Genomic DNA, 23,953 nt, shown 5'->3' with positions numbered 1-23,953 from the left:
TTCCGAAAACCGGGGTCGGTGCATCGCCTACGCAAACCACCAGGAGAAAGACTGACTCCTTACCGGTCCTGTCCTCCAAGCCTAGGCCGACGGAACGAGGGCCTTTCGTAGCACAACGCAGGACCCAGCCGACGGGCTGAGATTGGGGCGAACGTGGACGGGCAACAATGGATATGGGTCGTGATGGTCCTTGTCGGAGCCGCACTGGTAGCCGTTGTGATGGTCTTTGGACACCAGCGAAGAAGGCTGGTTGACCGCAAACCCGTGGCCAAACACCGCGAGGGGGAACCTGGGAACCCTCCTGACGGCGTCGACAGTGCGGATGGCGAGCAGGCAGCACGGAGTCCGAACCACTGACCCCGCCCGCGGTTACCCACCCGGACAAAGAAAAACACCCCGGTCCGAAGACCGGGGTGTTCCCGATGAGCCGAGCCATCCGTGAAGGATGTCTCGACTCATCACAAAAGTGGAGATGGGGGGAATTGAACCCCCGTCCGATGTCGTGTTGTCAGGGCTTCTCCGGGCGCAGTTCGCGTCGGACTTTCTCGGCCCCAGCTATCGTACGAACAAGTAGCTAATCCGGGCCCAGTCATCTAAGAGTCCCGCTCGCCTCGATGACGAAGGCAAGCAGCAGTGGCTATCTAAATGACGCCAGGATCCGGGGCAATAGCAACCTCGGGCTGACGGACTGTCTTACTGCTTAGGCAGCAAGAGCGAAGTCAGTGCGCTTAGAATTGGCACTTATTGGTTTGCAGACAGCGTTTACGAGATAATTCTGCATCCTCGGCCCGCTTCACCTGTCGCGACTAACATCGTCGAAACCGATCATCCCCGTATTTTGTTATCAATCCCCGCAGCACGATGGTCGCCCGAAAACGATCACCCTAAAAACCTGCCGGGTTAATCATCATAACGCATCGCAGCACCCGAACATTCCGGGACACGCTTGGCTGCGGACGTCCTTGACGACGCAGCTTAGCGGCGGTTGCGTTCGCGCAGTTCACGCAGCGATTCGCGCTTGTCCTGCTGCTCGCGCAAGGTCTGCCGCTTGTCGTAATCCTTCTTGCCTCGGGCCAAGGCGATCTCCACCTTGGCACGCCCGTCCAGGAAGTACAGCTGGAGCGGCACTACCGTCAGCCCCGTCTCGCGGATCTTGCCGGAGATTTTGTTGAGTTCCTCGCGGTGAAGCAACAACTTCCGACGGCGGCGTGCGGCGTGGTTGGTCCAGCTCCCCTGGTTGTACTCGGGGATATGGATGCCCTCCATCCACAACTCGTCGTTGTAGAACGTGCAGAAGCCATCGACCATCGAGGCGTGGCCTTCACGCAGGGACTTTACTTCGGTTCCCATAAGGGCAATGCCAGCCTCATAGGTATCCAATATGTGGTAGTCATGCCGAGCCTTGCGATTGGTGGCCACTACCTTACGGCCACTTTCCTTGGGCACGGTAGAACTCCTTGGTTGTCGAAGAATCACACTAGTCTACGCCAGTAGAACACTGTCCTGCGGGCTACAGAAGGTTCATCGGGTCAACAGCCTGCCCGTTCACCCAGGTTTCAAAGTGCACGTGGCAACCAGTGGAGTTACCCGTGGTACCCGAATATGCGATGAGCTGGCCCTGACTCACCTGCTGTCCGGAAGAAACCACCACGCTCGTGTTGTGGTAGTAGACCGTGGTCAGGGAATCCCCGTTGATGACTCCGTGCGATATTTTGACACGGTTGCCCCCGCCGTCGTTGCCCCAACCGGCGGAAAATACGGTGCCGGCAGCCGCTGCATACACGGGTGTTCCACACGGGGCACCGAAGTCGATGCCAGTGTGCATGTAACCGCCCTGGCCGTAGAAATCGATGGTTCCTGGCGGCGTCGCACGCCAACCGAAGCCTGAGGTGATCGGGATGTTCGCAGGTACCGGGTGGATCAAGCCGAAGTTGGAGCGCGGGTTGCTCGCTGGTGGGACAAAAGGTTGCGGGGGTGCCTGGTTTTGCGCCTGCGCGGCTGCCGCAGCGGCCGCGGCGATTCGCTGCTGTTCAGCCAACCAGGCTTCTCGGAGCTTGCGGTCCCGCTCGGAAATTTCCGCCGCGACGGCATCCTGGTTCGCCTTCACTTGTTGGAGCTGGGCCTGGATACTTGGCTTGGCCGCCTGAAGCTGGCTGTTGAGGCGGGTGGTATCGGAAATGAGCTTGTCCACCTGCGCCTTCTTGGCTGCGGCGTCATCGCGGGCGGCTTTTTCCCGCTCCAGTGCGGCGTCCGCTTTCGCCTTCAGATCTCGGATTTCCTGTTCGACGGCGGCGAGCCGGGCCTGCGAGTTCACGTTCGTGGCGCTCTGCTGCGTCAACTTCGTCATCGTGGCGTTCTGGCTGCGCATCGCCTGGTTGGCGAGGTCCATGGATTCCGTGAGGTTGCCGCCGTCGTTCGATCCGAACAGCAAGGCAACGTTCGTCGGAACACCACCGGATTTGTAAGCCTGAGCCGCGATTTGGCCGATGAGCTTCTTGGTCTCAGTGATCTTTTGCTTGTCGTTTTCCAACTGCTGGGTGATCTGGGCTTTGCTCTGCTGCGCCAGATCAACGCGGGCAGCCAGGGCATCAGCGTCCTTCACTGCGCTGGCGACCCTGCCCTGGGCATCGAGCAGTGCCTGTTGCGCTCCCGGAAGCTGGCCTTGGTAGACCACGAGGTCGCCGGCAGCCTTGGCGATGTTGGCATCAACGAATTCCAGCGACTGCTGCACTCGCGCCGATTCGGCGTTGAGGGCCGCTTGCTGGTCGTCGAGGTCGTCCGCTTGTGCCATGGGGGCAGTTGCAAGGCTCGCAACCAGCGCGATGGCAAGCACCGAGCCGGCAACCTTGGCGCGGCCGCTCGCCATGCGCAGCTGCAGGGCAGCCTGGTACTTCCGGGGCATCGGCTGTCCTGTTCGCTCGGGATCAGTGCTTTTCATGGCTACACCTTGAGATATCGGCGGAGGGTCAGGAGGGAGGAAATCCCCGCCAGGCCGCCGCCCAACGCTATCAGGACAGGCGCAATCACGAGTACCTGGGTCGAGGATATAAACGGAGTATTCAGGAATTGCTGCGACAAGTCCCCGTTGAGCCAGAACTGGGCCACCAACCACAGCGTTCCGGAAGCCAGGACTGCACCCACGACGGCGGCGATGACGCCTTCGAGGATGAACGGCAGTTGGATGACGGTCTTCGATGCTCCCACGAGGCGCATGATGCCTGTCTCGCGTCGCCTGCTGAATGCGGACAATCTGATGGTTGTGGTGATGAGCAGGACTGCACAGAAGATCATGACTCCCGCGACCACCATTGCCGCCACGGAGGCACCGTTCATCCACTCGAAGATCCGTTCAAGGACCTGGCGCTGATCGCTCACGGTCTCCACGCCGGCTTGGGAGGAGAAGGTCTCGCTGATGATCTGGTACTTCTGGGGATCCTTCATGTTGATCCGGAAGGACGAAGGAAGCTGGTCCTGGGTGACCGAATCAACAATCGGAGAGTTGGAGAACTGTTCCTTGAAGTGCTTGAACGCATCTGCTTGCGACTCGAACTGGTAATCGTTGATGTACTGCTTGACTGCTGGTGACTCGAGCATCTTGACCAGGTTGTCCTGCTGCTCTTTGGTGACCGCGCCCGAAGCGCATCCGGTCGACGTCGAGGAGTCGTTGCAGAGGAAGATAGCGACCTGGACTTTGTCGTACCAGTAGCCCTTCATCTGGTTGATCTGCATCTGCAGCATTCCGGCTGCGCCGACGAATGTGAGGGAGACAAAGGTCACCAGGACAACGGAAATCACCATGGACAGGTTCCGGCGCAGGCCGCTGCCGATCTCGCCCAGGATAAAAGCGAGCCTCACTGCTGGACCCCCTGCGCGCGGTCGATTTCCGCATCGCTCGCGTCCTTCATCCGCCGGGACTCCCCCACCACCGGAATCATCGAGGTGTAGAGCGCCCTGGCCTCGTCACGGACCACCACTCCGTTCCGGAGCTCCACGACGCGCTTGCGCATCTCGTTCACAATGTCGTCGTCGTGAGTTGCCATGACCACAGTGGTGCCGTTCTGGTTGATCTTGTCGAGCACGCCCATGATGCCCATCGAGGTAATGGGATCCAGGTTTCCGGTGGGTTCGTCAGCAAGAAGGATTCCCGGGCGGTTGACGACGGCGCGGGCGATGGCCACGCGCTGCTGCTCGCCACCGGACAGCTCATGGGGCATGCGACGTTCCTTGCCTTCAAGCCCGACCGTCTTCAGCACTTCAGGGACTGTCTCCCGGATGATGCTGCGGCTCTTGCCGATCACCTGCATGGCGAAGGCCACGTTGGCGAAGACATTCTTCTGCGGCAACAGACGGAAGTCCTGGAAAACGACGCCGATTCCACGGCGAAGCTTGGGGACCCGCCAGCTTGAAATGTTGGCTACGTTTTGGCCGGCGACGTAGACCGAACCGGACGTTGCACGGTCTTCCTTCAGGATGAGTCGTAGAAACGTCGACTTGCCGGAGCCCGAGGCCCCGACGAGGAAGGTGAATTCTCCACGGTCAATCTCAAGGTTGACAGCATCCAACGCCGGACGGGCATTGGTGTCGTAGACCTTGGTGACATTCTCAAATCGGATCATGACTCTTCAGAACCCCGCCGGACATGCCACGTTCGGCCAGTCCAACCGCCAGCGCACGGGCTTTCGTTGGGGGAAGTTGAGCGCCGGCTCTTCGACTATACGCACGCTCCGCCATGGAATCGCGGGCTTGCTGCGGTGTGTCGCCTAATCAGGCTCCCAGCTCAGGCGGCTTTACCCTTCGGCGTTGCGGTTACCCGTGCGCCAGCGAATGCCGGCGTCGATGAAGTCGTCGATGTCGCCGTCGAATACCGCTGACGTGTTGCCTACTTCGTGTTCAGTGCGCAGGTCCTTGACCATCTGGTACGGATTGAGCACGTACGAACGCATCTGGTCACCCCAGGATGCCTTCACGTCACCTGCGAATGCCTTCTTCTCGGCATCTTCCTGCTCCTTTTTCAGGAGGAGGAGCCTTGATTGGAGAACGCGCATTGCCGCTGCGCGGTTCTGCAGCTGGGACTTCTCATTCTGCATGGACACCACAATCCCCGAGGGAATGTGGGTCAAACGTACTGCGGAGTCCGTCGTGTTGACGGACTGCCCGCCAGGACCGGAAGACCGGAACACATCGACGCGGATCTCATTGTCCGGAATGTGGATTGAGTCGGTTTGCTCGATGAGCGGGATGACTTCGACGGCGGCAAAGGACGTTTGCCGCCGGCCCTGGTTGTCGAACGGGCTGATGCGGACGAGCCGGTGCGTCCCGGCTTCGACGCTGAGGGTACCGAACGCGTACGGCGCTTTGACCTCGAAAGTCGCTGATTTGAGGCCGGCTTCTTCGGCGTATGAGGTGTCCATGACCGTGGTCGGGTAGCCGTGGCGCTCTGCCCACCGCAGGTACATGCGCATGAGCATCTCGGCGAAGTCCGCCGCATCAACACCGCCGGCGCCGGCACGAATCGTGACGACGGCTTCGCGTTCGTCATATTCGCCTGAGAGCAGGGTTACCACTTCAAGTTCCTTGAGGGACTTGCGGATCGATTCGAGTTCCGTGGCGGCTTCGACCATGGAGGCGTCGTCGTCCTCGTCCTGGCCGAGCTCGACAAGGACCTCAAGGTCGTCGATTCGGCCCGTCAGCCTGTTCAACCGCTCGAGTTCGGACTGCCGGTGGGACAACTTGGACGTAATCACTTGCGCGGATGCTGGATCGTCCCAGAGGTTCGGTTCACCCGCCCGCTCGCTCAGTTCAGCGATCTCTTCCTTGAGCTTTTCGACATCGGAAACCTGTTCGATGGAGCGGTAGATGGAGCGGAGCGCGCGGATTTCTGCGGGAAAATCAATCTGAGCCATGGTTGTTCCAGAGTACGCCATCCGTTGGTGGCCTCCGCACGGGACTGGACGTATGACGCTTGGAACTAGCGCGTCAACCGGGAACGCGCGGTGGAACGGGCTTCGATCGGCACACCGGCGGGAAGGATGAAGCTGATCACGGGCGGATGGGCGACCGCGCTCAGCACAACCTCGGCCGTAGTGCTGTCCGGACTTCCGGTACCAGGGGCGACGGCAAGTTGATCGAATCGTGAATGGGCGCCGTTTTGGCTGAGGTATGACCCGGTCACGTGGCGCACCCGCTCGCTGTTGAGGACGGCCGACGGGGTTTCGGCACCACCGTCTACCTGGCCAAGGGAATAGCTGTCCGCCGCTGCCACCGAAGCTCCGTCCGCCAGGGAGAGGAGCTTCTTATGCTCGATGTAGATGGCGGAAGCCGCAGCAACGACCGTTGCAAGCAACAACGCGATCACCACATAACCGATGGTCAAGACCATCAATTGGCCGTGTTCCCCCTCCGATCCGCGTGGCCGCAGCACATCCCCTTGCCCAGGAAGATCCCTCACCGGAACCGTCCGACGATTTGCGTGGCCGACGCACTCAGATTCGCGGCGTCCAGGCTCAGAGCCTCTCCAAAAGGCACCATCGGCAACGGAACCGTGAGCTTGACCGTAACCGTGACCGCTGCCCCGGCGGACAGGCAATCGCCGCGGTCGCACGCGACGTCCACAAACGCCTGCTCCGCGGAGTGTCCATAGTCGGCGAGGGTCAAAAGAGCAGCCTGTTCAGCGGCGACGCGCCCCTGGGAGGTGTCCTTTTGCATGACGTACACCTTGGCGGCCTGGTCCGCTGCCCCCACAACGGCGAACGAGCCACCCTGGATTTGTCCAATGGTGACAATGAAGTAAACCAAGGGAACCATGAGCAGGAGTGCCATAAGGATGAACTCGACTACCGCGCTTCCCCGCTCCGCGCCACACTGTGAACCGCTGGATTCCGGGCCGTCCGGGAACGGCAGGCGGGCGGCCTCCCTGAAACGGGCAAGGACGGTACGGCCAAGGTCAGCGGGAAGACGCAGCATGCCCCCTCACCTCCAACGCCCCCACGGGTCCAATCAACCCGATGACCGGCAACGGTGCCCGCACTGTCACTTCCAAGGTGCGGATTCCTTGGAAACCAGCCTCCGACGTCGAGACGTCCCGGGCGAAGTCTGCGTTCAGCGCTGTTCCGATCAGGTCTGCGGTGCGCTCACGCGCATCGGCCGGAGTCCGGTCGGCGAGAGTGCCGTACCGGGCTCCGGACGATGCCGCATCAATGAGGGTATTGCGCACATGCAACACAAGGGCCAGTTGAATGACGGCAAGGAAAAATACGGTCAACAGACCGCCGACCAGCACAAAATCCACGACGGCGGAGCCGCGTTCATCGCCGCGACCTGCACTCATGCAACTGCCGTCTCCCGCTCCCCTGCTGCGGAACGGCATGGACTACTTTCCGACCTTGCTCATGGCCTGGTTGAAGAGTGCCTCGAGTGCCGGGCCGGCCAGCGCCAGCAGACCGGCGACAAGCGCGGCGGACATCAATGTGATCATGACCCAACCAGGCACGTCGCCCCGCTCGGGATGGTCGTCGTCGGGCATCGGACGTTGGTTTGGTCTTGTTCCTAGTGCTGATCCGGGCCACAGAAGTGTCCACAGCTGCCACAGCAAAAGGCCGAATGCGGGCAGGCCTCGACCTCCGCGCTTATTCATTTTTCCCTGTTTCATTTTCCCCCATTTCGCTGTGCAGGAATCCGTTGTAGATTTCCTTGCGGTTTTGGTATCGGCATTCGAACCTATACTCATGTGATGGAAAGGCTTTGCCGGAGGTCATCGTCAGAAGCCAAGATTCAGCGCGGCCAAGCCGGGATAGACGGCGAAGACCACGGTGAGCGGCAAGACTCCGAAAACCAGCGGCACCATCATCGCGATTTCCTTGCGACCAGCCGTTTCCATCAGCTCCCGCTTGGCTGAATCGCGGACATCCGCAGCTTGGGCCCGCAAGACATCGGCCAATGGAGTACCGCGTTCGACGGCAACGACAATTCCATCCACGAACCGAACCAGCGGGCCGAGGTCGGTTCGTCCCGAAAACCCGTGCAGGGCCTCGACCAAGGGCGTACCTGCCCGCATGGCGCCCAGTACCAAGGAAAACTCCTTCGCCAACTCGCCGCGGGCCGTCCGGCATACTCGATCGAGGGCCCCGCTGGCGCTCTCCCCCGCTCCCACCGCCAGGGCCATCAGTTCGGCAAGGCTGGGGAATTCCGCCAGCATCAGCCTTTCCCTGCGTTTGATCCGCATCCCCAGCATGTAGTCGCGGAAAAGATATCCACCCAGCGCGGAAACCAAGACCGAGACGACGGCAATCCCCGGACTGAACCGTCCCCCCGCCGCACTCATGAGCACTACGACCACCGCCGCGGCAAAGCCCGCCGCCGCCCAAAGCAACTGCTCTGCCCGGAAGTCCAGGGCGGACTTTGCGGAGCCGGCCTTGGCCAGCCTTTTGTTAAGGGACGCGGTGCCGAGGTTGAACTTCGCCAGGTTGCGGAGCGCGTCCTGGAACACAGGCCGCACAATACGCTCCAGCGGGCCGAACGGTGCGACGTCCGGGGCCGACAGCAACCGCGATCCAAGGTTCTGGGACCTGAGCTGCGGCTCGATCCGCTCCGCGAACGGAATGGGGCGCATGAACGGCATGCGAACAAAGATCAGCCAAAGTCCGGCGCCCATGAGAAGTCCGCACAATACGGTTGGTGCAGTCAGCGCCGTCATCGAAGCACCCTTTCATCTTCGGGAAGCGCGCCAATGCGCAGCATGACCCAGTAGCAGAGCGCCGAGACCAGCACTCCGCCTCCAAGCACGCTGACCCCGGCCGCGGAGTTGTAAGCGGCAACAGCCTCCGGCCTGCTAGCCAGCAGCATCAGGACGATCCATGGGGCCGCAACCGCGAGGCGCGCTCCGTTGATGGTCCATGATTGTCGTGCCTCAAGTTCACTGCGGGTCCTCGCGCTCTCACGAAGGAACTCAGCGAGAGTTCCCAGAAGCCGGCCCAGATCGGATCCGCCCACGTCGCGGGTCAGCCTGAGCGCCTCAATGATCCTGTCGGCAACGGGATCTGCCAAGCGCTCCTTGAGTTTGTTCAACGCCGAATCGAAATGGCCACCGGAACGGTAATCCGCACCAAACTCCCGGAAGAGTGCCCGCAGCTCTTCGGGGCCCTTGTCCCCGAGCTGGATAAGCGCCTCCGGCAGCGAAAGTCCCGCGCGGATCGCCGAGCGCAAATGGTCGACCACGTCGGGCCAGAGCTCGCGGAGCATGCCGGTCCGCCTGCGCGCCCGCCATCTCACAACGGCCAGGGGAAGCCACGCACCAAAGAGGCCGAAGCACGCCGCGATCGAAAAGGACGTTGTCACGATGTAGATCACGAGTGTGGTGAAAAGTCCCAATCCGAGGCACGATGCAATGAATCCCCCGCCGCTCACCTTTTCAATCCCGGCCGTGAGCAACAAGGACTCAAGGCGTTTCGGTTTGGGCTCCTTGACGGCGGGAGGGTGTTCCCACGCAGACCACCAGATGAGGAACATCCCCAGTCCGCAGAGAACGCCAAGCAGCGGGGCCATCAGTAATGCTCCAGCAGCGCGGCGACGTCGAAACCTGCCCGGGAAAATTTCTCTGCTGCCGGCATGGAATTCGACGTGGGTTGGAGTCTGCCGTCCTGAATCGCGAACACCTGTGACGACTCAATGATGCCGTTCTCCACGCGCCGACCCAACGAAAGGATCTCGGTGACTTGGCGGCGTCCGTCCGGGTGGCGGCTGCAATGGACCACGAGGTCGATACACGATGCGACGGTCGGCACCACGAACGCGCTCGAGATGTTCCCGCCGGCCAGCAGCGGCAACGTGCAAATCTTGGTCACGGCGTCATGGGCGGAGTTCGCATGGATGGTGCACATGCCGGGAAGGCCCGAATTCAGCGCAATGAGCATGTCCAGGCTTTCCGCTTCCCGGACTTCGCCCACCACGAGGCGATCCGGCCGCATGCGAAGAGCCTCCTTGACGAGCCGGCGTAAGGGAATTTCGCCTTGACCCTCGAGGTTTGGCTGGCGGCACTGGAGGCCGACGACGTCACGCAACGGAAGGTGGAGTTCAAAGATCTCTTCGACAGTGATGACCCGCTCCCGGGAGCCGATATTGGCTGCCAGGCAGTTGAGCATTGTCGTCTTTCCTGCCTGGGTGGCTCCGGAGACGAGAATGTTCAATCCGCTGGCCACCGCAGCTCCCAGGAATCGGGCTGACTCGGGGGTCAATGTCCCGAGCTCCACTAGATGCTCGAGCCGGGTCGCCTTGACCACGAATTTACGGATATTCACGGCCCAATGGCGGCGGGTTATGTCGGGAATGACGACGTGGAGCCTCGAACCGTCGGGGAGGGCTGCGTCAACAAAGGGTGACGAGAGGTCGAGCCTCCTCCCGGAACTCTTAAGCATCCGCTCAACGAGGTCGCGAACCTGCTGCTCGCCGAGGCTGATCGAGGTAAGTTCGGATTCGCCATTCCGGGCAACGTAAACCTCGTTGGGCGCGTTGAGCCAGACCTCTTCTATGGTGGGGTCATCCAGAAGCGGCTGGAGCGGCCCGAAGCCGGCAACGGCGTCGAACACGTACTTGCGGGCGCTGTCCAAGTGTCCCAAAGGAGGCAATGGACCAAGGAGTGCCCGCTCATCGTAGTCATTGACGGCGGCCTCGACGAGCCGGTGCACTTCGACCGCTTGGCTCAAAGGATCCAGTCCGCGGCGACGAATCAGCTCGCGGACTTCATCCTCGACGATGCGCAATGCCTCCATTTTCCCCCCAATGCAGCATGCGCCCAGGCGCTGCGGAAAACCTTCAACAAGGTTAAAAGTAGGGGAGGCTTCAACGCGAGACCAAGTCAAATTGAGTGACTTGTGGATAATTGTCTTATCCGTAAGTCACACCAGAAACACGTGAATCTCTGGTCACTCCCGACGCCCAAATCCCGTGCAAAGAAGGATCTCATGCCGAAAACACCGCGCGGATACTCCCGCGGTCGCTGGTTCAGCCGGCCACGATGGTTAGCCGGCACGGCGGTTCTGATGCTGCCGATCGCGATCGTCGCGCCTGCGCAGGCAGAAGAAAGCTCAACCAGCCTTCTTCCTGGACCGTCAACGGCAACTGCCCCACCCCCTCAGCCCACGCCGGCCGCCCAGTCCATGGCACGGCTGAAGGGACACCGGCATTCAAAGGTATGCGCAGACGCACCCCCGGGCTACGCATCGTGCCATGCGGAGATCGATGATGAAATTGCCGGTCCCCTGGCCGTGGGGCAGCTGGTTCCAGCTGGATACGGACCGGCAGACCTGCAGTCCGCTTATAAGCTGCCTTCACTCACCGCAGGCACCGGCAGAACCGTAGCGGTAGTGGATCCGTACGATGCCCCGACTGCCGAGGCTGATCTTGGTGTCTACCGGACGAAGTACGGGCAGGCGCCGTGTTCCTCAGCCACGGGATGCTTCCGCAAAGTGGACCAGGCAGGCGGAAACTCCCTGCCGGGCGCCGACGCCGGGTGGGCGCAGGAAGCGTCCCTCGATGTCCAGATGGTCTCGGCGGCCTGCCCGAACTGCAACATCCTGCTGGTCGAGGCCACATCCAATTCCCTCACCGATCTGGGTGCAGCGGTCAATACGGCGGTCAACCTTGGTGCCAGTGCTGTGTCGATGAGTTTCGGTGGACCGGAATCCTCCGGGATCACCCGATACGATGCCGAATACTTCAATCACCCCGGGATCCCCCTCGTGGCCAGCTCCGGCGACAACGGTTACACGAACGCCACCGCCCCGCCCACGGTGAACTACCCGGCGTCCTCCCCCAACGTCGTCGCAGCCGGCGGCACTACCCTGAACCTCGACACAAGCAAAGTCCGGGGCTGGACGGAACGCGCGTGGGGAGCCACCGGCTCCGGCGCTGCCGGTCCGGGCAGCGGTTGCTCCGCCTACGAGCCGAAGCCTGCTTGGCAGCACGACACGGGCTGCCCGAACCGCACCGTCGCCGATCTGGCCTCAGTCGCCGACCCGAGCACCGGCGTCGCCGTCTACGACAGCACGCCCAGCAACGGGATGAGCGGGTGGATGGTCTTTGGGGGAACCAGCGCGGCCGCGCCCGTCATCGCAGCCACATACGCCCTCACCGGCCCTCCACCTGCGGGGACCTCCCCTGCCCAACTTGCCTACAGCTCCCCCTGGGCGCTGAATGACGTTGCGAACGGTGCGAACGGCACGTGCACCATCCCTTATCTATGCACCGCCGGCTACGGCTATGACGGACCCACCGGACTCGGCACCGCGCAAGGCCTGACGGCATTCACGGCTTCGAGCCCGCCTTCCTTCACGGACATCCCCGAAAGCTACCCTTTCTACACGGAAGTGACGTGGATGGCCTACAACGGCATCGCCAAGGGCTATCCCGAGGGTACGTTCCAGCCCATCCAGCCCGTCACCCGCGAGGCCATGGCCGCTTTCCTCTACCGCCTGAGGGGAAGCCCCGCCTACGTGCCCCCGGCGATCTCTCCGTTCAAGGACATTGGGCCCCTTTCACCGTTCTACAAAGAAATCACCTGGCTGGCCACCACCGGCATCACGACCGGATACCCCGACGGCACCTATCGCCCCTCGGATCCCGTCAACCGCGACGCCATGGCTGCATTTCTCTACCGACTTGCCGGTAAACCCGCATACACCCAGCCCGGCGTCTCACCGTTCACCGATCTCACCCCAGTCAGCCCGTTCTATCTCGAAATCACGTGGCTGGCCTCCACCGGCATCACGACCGGATATGCCGACGGCACCTTCCAGCCGCTGAACCCCGTCAACCGCGACGCCATGGCGGCGTTCATGTACCGCTACAACGCCAGAATCGGACGTTGAGGACCGCAGTCGGGCACAGCTGGATGCCAGTCCGGTCGCCGTGAACCGTCTGGCTCGGAGTACCCCGCGTTCGGACAGAAACAGGGTGGCGACCGAGCTGGCGTGGTCGTTGGGTAACTGTTCAACCACCAGTCACACCAGCAACACATAAAACTCTGGCCACTCCTGCCCCCGAATGCTATGGTGTCCCGGTTAGGAGCTGGCCCTTATGGTGCACTGCAGAAGCGTTAGTTGCTGGAGCTGCAGTCGCAAGCTATCACCATGTGCCGTCAATTGAGCGGCACCTTGCCGGAATTGAAAATGAATAAAACCAAAGCCGAAACGGCCCGTCGTTCACCCTTGGCCCGCGCAGGCGCGGCGCTATCCTTGGTGCTGCTGATGACCGTCGCTGCCCCCGCACAGTCCGGCGCCTCGGAGCTGGTGCCAACGGCCCCGTCACCGTCGTCTCCGGCTACGACATCAGCGACCAAACCAAGCGCTCCTAATCCGGCAACGCCGTCGGTCCCCGCGCCAGCGCCTTCCCCGGCGCCAAGCGTTCAAGGCTCTGATCCCGCAATTCCCACGCCGCAGGCCTCAGATGCGATCAAGATGCCCGGCGGAAACCCGACGACCGCCGACGCTATGAAGGCCGCAATGCGAAAGGCGATCCCGTCCGGCGGTGCCGAGATGGGTCAACGCTCTCCTCGTGTCATGGCAAACAAGCAGGAAGAGTCGTTGCATGTGGTGGCCGGCTCCCGGGCAGTAGCCGGTGCAATTCCCCTAGCCATTTCCCAGGCGACCGACCCGGGCCATTGGAGTCCGCCGTACGGGATCGCCGGCCAGGACGTTAGCGCGTACCAGGGCAACGTTGACTGGGCGGCGCAGTGGAACCAAGGTTCGCGCTTCGCTTACGTCAAGGCGTCTGAGGGCAACTATTACGTCAATGGGAATTTCTCCCAGCAATACGATGGTTCACGCAGCGTCGGGATGATCCGGGGGGCTTACCACTTTGCCATTCCCAACTGGTCATCCGGCGCAGACCAAGCCAGGTACTTCGTGGCCAACGGTGGTGGATGGTCCGCTGACGGATACACCCTGCCTCCCGTGCTCGACATCGAATACAACCCGTACGAGGGCCAGACCATCAATGGGTTCTATTTCGGTAACACTTGTTATGGAATGTCTGCAGGCCAGATGGCCTCGTGGATTTCCGACTTTGGAAATACCGTCAAGTCGCTCATCGGACGATACCCCGTCATTTACAGCACCACTGACTGGTGGGCCACATGCACAGGAAACTCGGGCAGTTTCGCCAACTATCCGCTGTGGATCGCTTCCTATCCTTCAAGTCCCAGCAGTTCGCCGGGGACGCTTCCGGCCAGTTGGAATCAATTCAGCTTTTGGCAATACAGCAGCACAGGCCCGTTCTCGGGCGACTCAAACATTTGGAACGGCGACTTCGCCTCACTCTCGACTTTCGCGGGGAACTCCGTCCCTCAGGCGGCGTCCGACCAGATCAGTGCGTATCGCAACGGCCACCCGGCCCTGGGGAACCAGACGACGGCGATCACCTGCGGTCTCGTCAACGGCGGCTGCTTCCAAGGATTCCAGGGCGGAACGATCATGTGGTCGCCGGCAACCGGGGCGCTGGCAATCACCCCCGGCCCCATAGCCGATGCCTGGCGGAGTACCGGACTGGAGAGCGGCCGGGCCGGCTACCCCACGAGCGAGCTCATTTGTGGGCTCAAGAACGGTGGCTGTTTCCAAAACTTCCAGGGTGGAAGTTTCCTGTGGTCACCAGCCTCAGGGGCTGCGCTGGTCCAACCGGGAGCAATTCGGGACTACTGGGCGTCGAAAGGCTTTGAAAGCGGGGCGCTCGGCTATCCGACCAGTTCCCTGACATGCGGGCTCAAGAACGGGGGATGTTTCCAGACGTTCCAGGCCGGATCGGTTCTGTCGAGCCCATCCACGCCACCCGTGCTCGTCAAATCCGGACCCATGTTGGATGCCTGGGGAGGAACCGGGTTCGAGAACGGGGTGCTCGGATATCCGGTAGCGGAAGCGACGTGTGACGCTTCCTCGTGCGTGCAGAAATTCCAGGGAGGTGTGGTCGCCTGGACATCAACCTCCGGCGCGTGGCCGATCATCCTGGGAATCGCGGACACGTGGAACACCGCGCGTGCCCAGTCAGTGCCAATCGGATTCCCTCTGGCCAAGGAAGTCTGCGGACTCCGCGCCAGCGGCTGCTACCAATTGTTCCAAGGCGGGGTAATAATGTTCTCCCCGAATACCGGCGCCTTCACGCTCACCGGAAGGCTCTTGGATTATTGGCAAAAGTCCGGTTTCGAGAACGGATCCCTCGGATATCCGACCTCGTCCGCAAATTGCGGACTCACAGACTCCGGATGCATCCAGTCCTTCGAAAAGGGATCCGTGGTCTATTCGAACTCGACACCCATCCAATCGGTAGCCGCGGGCGCAATGCTGGACGCGTGGAAGCTCTCAGGCATGGAGACAGGTTCACTCGGCTATCCGGTCTCTGCTCAAATCTGCGGCCTTAAGGATGGCGGCTGCTTCCAGATGTTCGCCAAGGGCGCTTTGATGTACTCGCCGGCTACCGGTGCGCAGCCAAGCATCAACGGTCCGATCCGCGACCTGTGGCAACAAGGAGGCTTCGAGAGCGGGCGTCTCGGTTACCCGGCCTCCGGCGTCGTTTGTGGCCTCCGGAACAGTGGCTGCTTCCAGAATTACCAAGGCGGCACCATCATGTTGTCTGCCGGGACAAGTGCCAACGCTCTCTTGATGGGTCCGATTCGGGACGCCTGGGTCAAATCGGGCTTCGAAGGAGGGACCCTCGGGTACCCCACGAGCGCGCAGATCTGTGGACTCCGCAACGGGGGCTGCTTCCAGAACTTCGAAAAGGGAACCGTCATGTGGTCCCAGGCCACGGGCGCCCAGCCTATGACCTCCGACCCGATCCGTGCACGGTGGGGGCAGTCAGGCTTCGAATCAGGGAGCCTCGGTTATCCGACGAGCGCCACGATTTGCGGACTGCGCAATGGCGGTTGCTTCGAAAACTTCGAGAACGGGACCATCATGTGGTCCCCGACGAGCGGTGCGCAAGCCATGGTGCCCGGACCGATCCAACAAGCTTGGGCCGGTCAGGGCTTTGAAGGCGGCCGCGCTGGTTATCCGACGACGAGTCAGACCTGCAGCCCCGATGGGACGAGCTGCACCCAGTCGTTCCAAGGCGCAACAATTACCTGGAGCTCTGCAAGCGGGGTCAAGATTCTCACCCCGTAGCTGCAGCAAGTGCCCGAAGGCGGGGACCCATCGCTGGGTCCCCGCCTTCGGGGTAGGTGGAGGGTTTTTCGCTCTCGCCGTGAACCGGCGTCGTTGACAGGATCAATGCGACGCTCGTCCGCGGCCATTGCGGAACAGATAACTGGCGTAAATCCGGTAACGTATGGAACTATGCAGCGACTCCTCGTAACCGGCGGCGCCGGCTTCATCGGCTCAAATTTCGTCCACTTCGTCATAGCTAACACGGACCACCACGTCACAGTGCTGGACAAGCTCACCTATGCCGGGAACCTGGAGTCGATCAAGCACCTACCGAGCGAGCGGCTCACGTTCGTCCAGGGGGACATTGCGGACCCTTCCGTCGTCGAGCCCCTCGTGGCCGCGGCCGACGTCGTGGTCCACTACGCCGCAGAGTCGCACAATGACAACTCGCTGCATGACCCGCGTCCCTTCCTGGACACCAATATCATCGGCACCTACACGCTCATCGAAGCCGCCCGGAAGCATGACAAGCGCTTCCACCACATCTCCACCGACGAGGTCTACGGCGATCTTGAGCTCGATGACCCGGAACGGTTCACCGAGAACACTCCGTACAATCCCTCCAGCCCCTACTCCTCGACGAAGGCCGGTTCAGACCTGCTGGTGCGGGCATGGGTGCGCTCCTTCGGATTGCAGGCCACCATCAGCAACTGCTCAAACAACTACGGCCCGTACCAACACGTGGAAAAGTTCATCCCGCGCCAGATCACCAATGTGATCGACGGGATCCGCCCAAAGCTCTATGGCAAGGGCGAGAACGTCCGCGACTGGATCCACGCGAACGACCACTCTTCCGCCGTTCTGGCAATCATCGAGAAGGGCAGGATCGGGGAAACCTATCTCATCGGCGCGGACGGCGAGAAGAACAACAAGGATGTCGTGGAGCTCATCCTGGCGCACATGGGCCAGGACAACGATGCCTACGACCACGTGGTGGACCGCCCAGGCCACGACCTCCGTTACGCGATCGACTCCACGAAACTGCGCACGGAGCTGGACTGGAAGCCCGAGTTCTCCAACTTCGAGGCCGGCATCGAAGACACCATCAAGTGGTACCGCGACAACGAAGCATGGTGGCGTCCCCAGAAAGCCGAAACCGAGGCCAAGTACAAGGAACAGGGCCAATAGACGATGTCGATTGAGTTTTCCAAGCAGCTGAGTGCCCGCGAAACGCCTATTCCCGGCGTCGTCCTTTACGAACTTCCCGTCCACGGCGACAACCGCGGCTGGTTCAAGGAGAACTGGCAGCGCGAGAAGATGGTGGCCCTCGGGCTTCCGGACTTCAAGCCGGTACAGAACAACATCTCTTTCAACGAGAAAGCCGGCACCACGCGCGGCATCCACGCCGAACCTTGGGACAAATTCATCTCTGTGGCCACCGGCAGGATCTTCGGCGCGTGGGTGGACTTGCGTGAAGGTCCGTCCTTCGGTGCGGTATTCACCGCCGAGCTGGACCCTAGTCAGGCAATTTTCATCCCGAGGGGTGTGGGCAACGCTTTCCAGACCCTGGAAGACAATACCGCTTACACCTATCTGGTCAACGACCACTGGAGCGCCGATGCGCAGGGCCAGTACACCTTCCTGAACCTGGCTGACGAGACAGCGGCGATCGACTGGCCCATTCCACTCGAGCGGGCCGAGCTCTCGGACAAAGACAAAGCACATCCGCGTCTCGCGGATGTGCGGCCGATGGGCCCGAAGAAGACGCTGGTTCTGGGTGCCAACGGCCAGCTGGGCAAAGCCCTTCGGGAACTGTACGACGGCGACGCCTCCGTTGAATTTGCCGGCCGCGCTGAGTTCGACCTCACGTCAGAGGATGCGATTGCGCAAAAGAACTGGAAGAACTATTCCGCTGTCATCAACGCGGCCGCTTATACCGCCGTCGACGCCGCGGAAACCGCTGAAGGCCGCCAGGCCGCCTGGGAGTCGAATGTCACTGCCGTCGCTCGTCTGGCCCGGACCGCCGTCGAGCACGACCTGACCCTGGTGCATGTCTCCTCCGACTATGTGTTCGACGGCGCTGCTGACACCCACGGCGAAGACGAACCGGTCTCGCCGCTGGGCGTATACGGGCAGACGAAGGCCGCCGGGGACGCCGTTGTCAGCGTTGTTCCCAGGCACTACATCGTGCGCACGAGCTGGGTCATTGGCGAGGGTAACAATTTCGTCCGCACCATGGCTTCCCTCGCTGCGCGTGGAATTGAACCTTCCGTCGTCAACGACCAGATCGGACGTTTGACCTTCACCGAGGATATCGCCGCGGGAATCAAGCACTTGCTGGACTCCAAGGCCAGCTACGGCACGTACAACCTCAGCAACGCCGGTGAGCCGCAGTCCTGGGCGGACATCGCCGCCGACGTCTACGAGCTCAGCGGTGCGGCACGGGATTCCGTCACGGGCGTCACCACCGAAGAGTACTTCCGCGGCAAAGCGGCCGCACCCCGCCCACTCAAAAGTGTCCTTGACCTGAGCAAGATCCGGGCAGCGGGATTCGAGCCGGGCTCGTCTGACGATCGGCTCACGTCGTACGTCCGGAACAGGTTGGTCTAGCCGTGGGCGCTGTTCGCCGCCACGATGTTCTGGTCATCATGCCAGCGTGGAATGAGTCCGAGGCCATCGGCAGCACGATCCGCGAGGTCTTCGCTTTCGGGCCGCCGTGCGACGTCCTGGTTGTCGACGACGGTTCGCGCGACAACACTGCAGCGGTGGCACAGGGCGCCGGCGCCACGGTCCTGCAACTCCCCTTCAATATGGGCGTCGGTGGAGCGATGCGCACTGGTTTCAAATACGCCAAGTCGCACGGTTACACCCAGGTGATTCAGGTCGATGCTGATGGCCAGCACGACCCACGGGATATCAAAGTCGTCTTGGAGGGGCTCCGGGAGGCGGACATTGCAATCGGTGCCCGGTTCGCCGATAAAGGGACCTACTCGGTCAGGGGTCCACGCAAATGGGCCATGATCGTCTTGGCCTGGACCCTGTCCAAGGTTGCCGGAACGAAGCTTACCGACGTGACCTCCGGCTTCCGCGCTGCCAATGCCAAGGCCATCCGGCAGTACGTCGATCACTACCCCGCTGAATACCTCGGCGACACCATCGATTCGCTGGTCGTGGCCATCCGCTCGGGATGCACAGTACGCCAAGTTGGTGTTTCCATGCGTGAACGCCAAGGCGGAGAACCGAGCCACGACGCCGTGAAGGCGGCACTTTACCTTGGACGTTCGGGGCTCGCCCTGATCTTTGCGCTGACCCGCAAAAAATCCATTCCTTCAACCAACTAGGACATCCACATGGCACTCCTCATGGGCGCGATCGTCGTGGTGGCGATCCTTATTTACGTGTTCGAGATGCTGCGGCGCCAAAAACTGCGGGAGAAGTACGCCGTCCTCTGGATCATCGTCGGCATCGGAACGCTGGTACTTTCGGCCTTCCCGCAATTGCTGTCAGGGGCAAGCAAGCTGTTGGGCATCCAGATCCCGGCGAATCTGCTCTTCATCATGACGCTGATTCTGCTCGTCGGTGTTTGCCTTCACTTGTCACGTGAACAATCCACAGCTGAAGACGAAGTGCGGATCCTGGCCGAGGAACTCGCAATCTTGCGGGCGGAATTCAAGGCGATCCAGGCTAAGCAGACGGCTTCTGGAGACCCGGAGACACTCGACAATAAGGTTGAAACTCCCCCGGACTCTCAGAACAATTGATGGAAACAGAAGAGGGCGCCTCCTGGGAGGCGCCCTCTTCTGTTTCCATCGTCCGCTAGCCGACGATGTGCTTGGCCAGCCGGGGAAGGGAGTCGAACTTTCCCTTACCGACTGACTTCAGGATCAGTGTGGCTGCATTCAGTCGCGATGTTGTGTGGAAGCTCGCCGCACGGGCAGCCTTCTTCCAACCGAGAGCCGCGAAGCGCTCAGCCTGGCTCTCAAAAAAGTGCCGCTCTTCATCGAAGCGCCGGCCGTCGAGCGCGCGCACCGAAGAATCCGAAGCCGAATGGCGCCTGTAAAGAAACGCGAGTACTGGATCGATGACCATGGAGCCATGCTCTGCTGCGATGTCCAGCAGCAGCGCAAGATCCTGGACAACGTCCAAGCCCTCGGTGAAGCCGATGCGTGTGACTGTTTCCGACTTCCAGGCCAAGGAAGGGAAATAGGCCCAATCGGCACGGACCAGGCTCGTGGCCATGGCCTCGCCCTTGAGCTCGATCCGCTCGCTCGTTTTCGGTGCGTACACTTTCTTCACTGCGTCAACGAGAGGCGTGCAGGCAATGCCCTTCTCGTCTATGACCTGCACTCCGGGCTGAACGACGTCGGCCTTCGGATACTCCTCGAAAGCGCTCACAACGACGCCGAGATAGTTCGGCAACATGATGTCGTCGGCACCCATGATCACCACATAAGGGGCCTCAACGAGCCCCAGGGCCTTACGGTAGTTTCCGTTGGCGCCGAGGTTTTCCTCGTTGCGCATATAGGTGACCCTGGAGTCGGTGATCTCCGAGAACCAGCGCCGGGGTTCCGGGTCCGGGTAGCCATCGTCGATAACGATCAGCCTCCAGTCCTGGTACTGCTGGTTCAAGACACTCTGGGCCGCCAGTTTCATCTGGTCGACGTCCCCGTAGTAGGGCAACATAACGTCAACGGTCATGGACCTGTTGTTCCTTCCGGTGGGTTCAGCCAGTTTCGGGCAAGGCGTTGAGGGCAAATTACATGCGGTTCGAGAAACCTCTGGCTGTATTCCCTCGATTATATAGGTGCCCAATGGTCGGGACCTGCGGCAGTTGCATCGCTTGGTAGGATGATGGAAGTTTGGCCAAGCCCCCGCTCTGCTCATATCTTCTTGCGGGAAAGAGAAAGTGACTCCCGTTCATGTATGCCTCATCCGGAGCCGTTCCTCGCGTCAGCGTGTGCATGGCCGCCTACAACGGGTCGCGACACATCGCGGAGCAAATCGACTCCATATTGTCCGAACTAGCCCCGGACGACGAACTCATTGTGGTTGATGACTGTTCCACCGACGGAACAGCCCAATTGGTGGCTGATATCGAGGACTCCCGCATCCGGCTGATTCGCGCCGAATCGAACGCCGGCTACGTCAAGACATTTGAGCGGGCGTTGTCAGAGGCCCGCGGAGAGTACGTTTTCCTCTCGGACCAGGATGACATTTGGATTCCAGGACGAGTCGGGATCATGATTGGCGCTCTGCAAAGCAAGGGCATGGTTGTGAGCAACTGCCAGCACATCGAAGGAGATCTGGGCCGTTTCCACGAGATCCGTCTCCGGGCCCGGGATTCAGGTCACACTTTCCGGAACATCCTCGGGGTTGTGGTGGGCTATCGCCTTCACTGGGGATGTGCGATGGCCTTTCGTCGTTCCATGCTCGAACAGGTCCTTCCGTTCCCGAGCCACATGACTGAATCGCACGATCAGTGGATCGCCCTCGTCGGTATCGTCAACCGCTCCATTCTGTACCTGGAAACGGATACCATCCTTCATCGGCTGCACGGAGGTAACCTCACTCCTACCGGGATCCGAAGCTTCCGCAAAATCTTGGGTGCGCGCGTGGCTTTTCTGCGCAATGTGCTCACGGCAACCAAGCGGGCGTCCAGCACCCGTCGTGCGCCAGTGTCGGCAACAGTCGCCCGGCCGTAACCACCGTCTACTCCGATTGGCGCACAGCTCCAAATGAACATTACCGACAGGATCCCGGCCGTCGTTGCCGTTGTATCTGCGTTCAACCCATCCATTGCCCTGATCGACAGGGTCAGGAACCACTCCAAGCACGTAACCCGGGTCGTCGTCGTAGACGACGGTTCCACTTTCGGCAACCGTGAAATCTGGCAGGAACTCCGGGATGCCGGGGCGCTAGTTCTGCACCATGATGAAAACCGAGGGATCGCCGCCGCCCTGAATACCGGTGTGTCCGCCGGACTCGCAATCGATCCGAATGCATGGATATTGACCTTGGACCAAGATTCCGACCTCACCGACGGCTATGTTGAGAACGCGCTCTCAACCTACGCCTTGCTGGCGGAACAGGGTGTCAACGTTGGATTGGTTGCGCCTGGCAAGCACAACGGTTTCCCCGTCAAACTCCTCAGGAGTGAAGGCGACTTCGTCGAAGCATTTGATCCGATGCAGTCCGGCTGCCTCATCCCTGCGGCCGTCTTCCGCATGGCAGGCGACTTGGACGAAGACTTGTTCATCGACGGGGTGGATACAGATTTCAATGCCCGACTGCGCAGATTGGGATACCGTCTTCCGGCCGATCCTGGATGCAATCTCGTCCACGAGCTGGGACACCCTCGTGAAGTGACGATTCTCAAACGAAGGATCCATTTCCGCGGTCGCCCCTTGGCCCTGACTTACCACACACCTCTGCGGGTCTACTACATCACCAGAAATTCACTCGTCATTGCCCGACGCTACTGGCGAGACAACCCGGGCTGGATGTTCCAACGGCTTTGGATGGAAGTCGAGAGCAACTTGGTACGGCTTGCATTCGGCCCGGACCGTCGCGCCTACGCCATTTCGTGGCGCCGTGGAATTCGAGACGCATTCAAAGGCCATCTGGGCAAGGCTGATGCTGCCATCGCGAGCAGCCTAAGCCCCCGGCGGTAGCAGGCACGACGAAATATCGCGCATTTCCGGCTGATCGTCTGCGACTAAAGCTCGACTGGCGCTCAAGACTCGGCTGCAGTCAACCGCCGGGTTGCCTGCCGCCTGCCAAAGAGCCCTATCAAGTGTGTGAGGGCCGGTCCCAGATCGGTTCGTGAACCAATGACGCCACGCCACAACAGCGCGACAATCCGAAAGCCTGCCCAAGGGCCGTTGAACGTCTTCGAGGCAGCCTCGAGACTATGGGTGCGCTCGGGCATCCGCTTTTCGAGCGTCCCCAGCATGAGCGCCTTCCACCCGAAGGTCATATTGGCCACCATGACCGCCACCGAGGGTACCGAAGCGGAATTCTCGAATCTAAGGGCAAGTTCTCTCGCACGACGCAGGGATCTCAGCGGGTTGAACGACTCTGTGGCCTCACCAATCACGTTGGCTGCGTGCTGGACGTAGTCCTGCACAATGTCGTCAACGATCACATAGTCATCCAAGGCGGCGGCGGCAACACCGATCCAATGATCATGATTCTGGGTCAGGGTCGAGAGGCGTGGGAAAGGAAGAATCACCTCAAGCAGATCGCGCCGAAAGACGCACAATCCGCCGGTCACTTGGTTTTGAACCAAAAGGTCACAAATATCGGTCCGCCGCCGCATCGTCGACTCAGCGACCACTCGACCCGAATCGGTCACCACTCTTGCCTGACCTGTCACCAAAACGGCGCTCTCCAGGTGCGGCAGAAGACGTTCAAGTTTCTCTGGATACCAATAGTCATCCTGGTCGGACAGCGCGACCCAGTCCGCGGAAGGCGGGACCAAGGTCAGGCCACGTTCAAAATTTCCGTAGAACCCCAGCCGATCACCAAAGCCAGCAACGCGAAACCGATCATCACCGGGCAAAATCGAACGAACCAGCCTCGACACTCCCTCGGGATCGCCGTCTGCCGTGATGACGCATTCAAAGTTCGCATGTGTCTGCTTGCTAATCGACAACAGCTGACGCTCGAACAGCGCGGGATCCGGTTTGTACGCCGCGAGGACGATTGTTCCGAAGGACGGCAGCGCTTGGGGTTTGTCGTTCACCCAGTGATGATAGCAGCCGGGCGACCCCCCTAGACTTAGGAGGTTGGATCGTCCGGAGAGTGTACGGGGATTCGAATTACCGATG

22 protein-coding genes and 1 other RNA gene are annotated in these 23,953 nt (G+C 61.0%); 8 read left to right on the top strand and 15 right to left on the bottom strand.

Going from position 1 to position 23,953, the window contains the following annotated elements; genetic code table 11:
- Positions 1-464 precede the first annotated feature (464 nt).
- From ssrA to KNN17_RS11685, 13 genes are all read right to left on the bottom strand, one after another.
- Positions 465-833, bottom strand: a transfer-messenger RNA (tmRNA) gene (gene ssrA / locus KNN17_RS11745).
- A 142-nt stretch (positions 834-975) separates the two neighbouring features.
- Positions 976-1,446, bottom strand: coding sequence for an SsrA-binding protein SmpB (gene smpB / locus KNN17_RS11740; RefSeq protein ID WP_028264808.1), 471 nt, complete (start codon positions 1,444-1,446; stop codon positions 976-978).
- Positions 1,447-1,510: 64 nt separating this feature from the next.
- On the bottom strand, positions 1,511-2,866 hold the full coding sequence (locus KNN17_RS11735; RefSeq protein WP_241709276.1) for a M23 family metallopeptidase: 1,356 nt from the start codon (positions 2,864-2,866) through the stop codon (positions 1,511-1,513).
- 74 nt (positions 2,867-2,940) lie between these two features.
- Positions 2,941-3,855 (bottom strand): permease-like cell division protein FtsX, encoded by a 915-nt coding sequence (gene ftsX, locus KNN17_RS11730; protein ID WP_241709256.1) that lies wholly within the window; start codon positions 3,853-3,855, stop codon positions 2,941-2,943.
- Positions 3,852-4,616 (bottom strand): cell division ATP-binding protein FtsE, encoded by a 765-nt coding sequence (gene ftsE, locus KNN17_RS11725; protein ID WP_241709255.1) that lies wholly within the window; start codon positions 4,614-4,616, stop codon positions 3,852-3,854. Before ftsE ends, ftsX begins: the two co-directional genes overlap by 4 nt.
- Before the next feature lie 171 nt (positions 4,617-4,787).
- Positions 4,788-5,903: a peptide chain release factor 2 gene (gene prfB / locus KNN17_RS11720; protein WP_241709253.1), complete on the bottom strand. Its 1,116-nt coding sequence runs from the start codon at positions 5,901-5,903 to the stop codon at positions 4,788-4,790.
- Between the two features lie 65 nt (positions 5,904-5,968).
- A complete protein-coding gene (locus KNN17_RS11715) occupies positions 5,969-6,379 on the bottom strand; it encodes a pilus assembly protein TadG-related protein (RefSeq protein WP_241709252.1) in 411 nt (136 codons plus the stop codon).
- Between the two features lie 65 nt (positions 6,380-6,444).
- Positions 6,445-6,963: a hypothetical protein gene (locus KNN17_RS11710; protein WP_241709251.1), complete on the bottom strand. Its 519-nt coding sequence runs from the start codon at positions 6,961-6,963 to the stop codon at positions 6,445-6,447.
- Positions 6,944-7,327 carry a TadE family protein gene (locus KNN17_RS11705; protein WP_241709250.1) on the bottom strand — a complete coding sequence of 128 codons (384 nt, stop codon included), beginning with the start codon at positions 7,325-7,327 and terminating at the stop codon, positions 6,944-6,946. Before KNN17_RS11705 ends, KNN17_RS11710 begins: the two co-directional genes overlap by 20 nt.
- 42 nt (positions 7,328-7,369) lie before the next feature.
- Complete coding sequence (locus tag KNN17_RS22670) at positions 7,370-7,633, bottom strand: hypothetical protein (RefSeq protein WP_372489664.1); 264 nt, start codon at positions 7,631-7,633, stop codon at positions 7,370-7,372.
- Between the two features lie 123 nt (positions 7,634-7,756).
- Complete coding sequence (locus KNN17_RS11695) at positions 7,757-8,692, bottom strand: type II secretion system F family protein (RefSeq protein ID WP_241709248.1); 936 nt, start codon at positions 8,690-8,692, stop codon at positions 7,757-7,759.
- Entirely contained in the window at positions 8,689-9,540 is an 852-nt protein-coding gene (locus tag KNN17_RS11690) for a type II secretion system F family protein (protein WP_241709247.1), read from the bottom strand. Before KNN17_RS11690 ends, KNN17_RS11695 begins: the two co-directional genes overlap by 4 nt.
- Positions 9,540-10,763, bottom strand: a complete 1,224-nt coding sequence (locus KNN17_RS11685) for a CpaF family protein (RefSeq protein WP_241709245.1) — start codon at positions 10,761-10,763, stop codon at positions 9,540-9,542. The genes KNN17_RS11690 and KNN17_RS11685 overlap by 1 nt, the downstream gene beginning before the upstream one ends.
- Before the next feature lie 192 nt (positions 10,764-10,955).
- On the opposite strand from KNN17_RS11685, the gene KNN17_RS11680 reads away from it, so the two are divergent.
- From KNN17_RS11680 to KNN17_RS11655, 6 genes are all read left to right on the top strand, one after another.
- A complete protein-coding gene (locus KNN17_RS11680) occupies positions 10,956-12,860 on the top strand; it encodes an S-layer homology domain-containing protein (protein WP_241709243.1) in 1,905 nt (634 codons plus the stop codon).
- A gap of 690 nt (positions 12,861-13,550) precedes the next feature.
- Positions 13,551-16,142, top strand: a complete 2,592-nt coding sequence (locus KNN17_RS11675) for a GH25 family lysozyme (RefSeq protein ID WP_241709242.1) — start codon at positions 13,551-13,553, stop codon at positions 16,140-16,142.
- Between the two features lie 171 nt (positions 16,143-16,313).
- Entirely contained in the window at positions 16,314-17,312 is a 999-nt protein-coding gene (gene rfbB / locus KNN17_RS11670; RefSeq protein WP_078108409.1) for a dTDP-glucose 4,6-dehydratase, read from the top strand.
- A gap of 3 nt (positions 17,313-17,315) precedes the next feature.
- Positions 17,316-18,734, top strand: a complete 1,419-nt coding sequence (locus KNN17_RS11665) for a sugar nucleotide-binding protein (RefSeq protein ID WP_241709240.1) — start codon at positions 17,316-17,318, stop codon at positions 18,732-18,734.
- A gap of 38 nt (positions 18,735-18,772) precedes the next feature.
- The gene (locus KNN17_RS11660; protein WP_078108542.1) at positions 18,773-19,465 is read left to right on the top strand and encodes a glycosyltransferase family 2 protein; all 693 of its coding nucleotides are present in this window, start codon (positions 18,773-18,775) and stop codon (positions 19,463-19,465) included.
- Positions 19,466-19,486: 21 nt separating this feature from the next.
- Positions 19,487-19,885, top strand: a complete 399-nt coding sequence (locus KNN17_RS11655) for a DUF2304 domain-containing protein (RefSeq protein WP_308196802.1) — start codon at positions 19,487-19,489, stop codon at positions 19,883-19,885.
- Between the two features lie 55 nt (positions 19,886-19,940).
- Here the strand turns inward: KNN17_RS11655 and KNN17_RS11650 are convergent, their stop codons facing one another.
- Complete coding sequence (locus KNN17_RS11650) at positions 19,941-20,822, bottom strand: glycosyltransferase family 2 protein (protein WP_078108406.1); 882 nt, start codon at positions 20,820-20,822, stop codon at positions 19,941-19,943.
- Between the two features lie 221 nt (positions 20,823-21,043).
- On the opposite strand from KNN17_RS11650, the gene KNN17_RS11645 reads away from it, so the two are divergent.
- On the top strand, positions 21,044-21,826 hold the full coding sequence (locus KNN17_RS11645) for a glycosyltransferase (protein WP_241709238.1): 783 nt from the start codon (positions 21,044-21,046) through the stop codon (positions 21,824-21,826).
- A 33-nt stretch (positions 21,827-21,859) separates the two neighbouring features.
- Complete coding sequence (locus KNN17_RS11640) at positions 21,860-22,795, top strand: glycosyltransferase (RefSeq protein ID WP_241709237.1); 936 nt, start codon at positions 21,860-21,862, stop codon at positions 22,793-22,795.
- A gap of 62 nt (positions 22,796-22,857) precedes the next feature.
- On the opposite strand, the gene KNN17_RS11635 is transcribed toward KNN17_RS11640, so the two are convergent.
- Positions 22,858-23,868 (bottom strand): glycosyltransferase, encoded by a 1,011-nt coding sequence (locus KNN17_RS11635; protein WP_241709236.1) that lies wholly within the window; start codon positions 23,866-23,868, stop codon positions 22,858-22,860.
- Positions 23,869-23,953 lie beyond the last annotated feature (85 nt).

It is taken from the genome of Arthrobacter bambusae (genome assembly GCF_022606295.1).
GTDB lineage: Bacteria > Actinomycetota > Actinomycetes > Actinomycetales > Micrococcaceae > Arthrobacter > Arthrobacter bambusae_A.
This window is presented reverse-complemented; position numbering and strand designations above follow the sequence as displayed.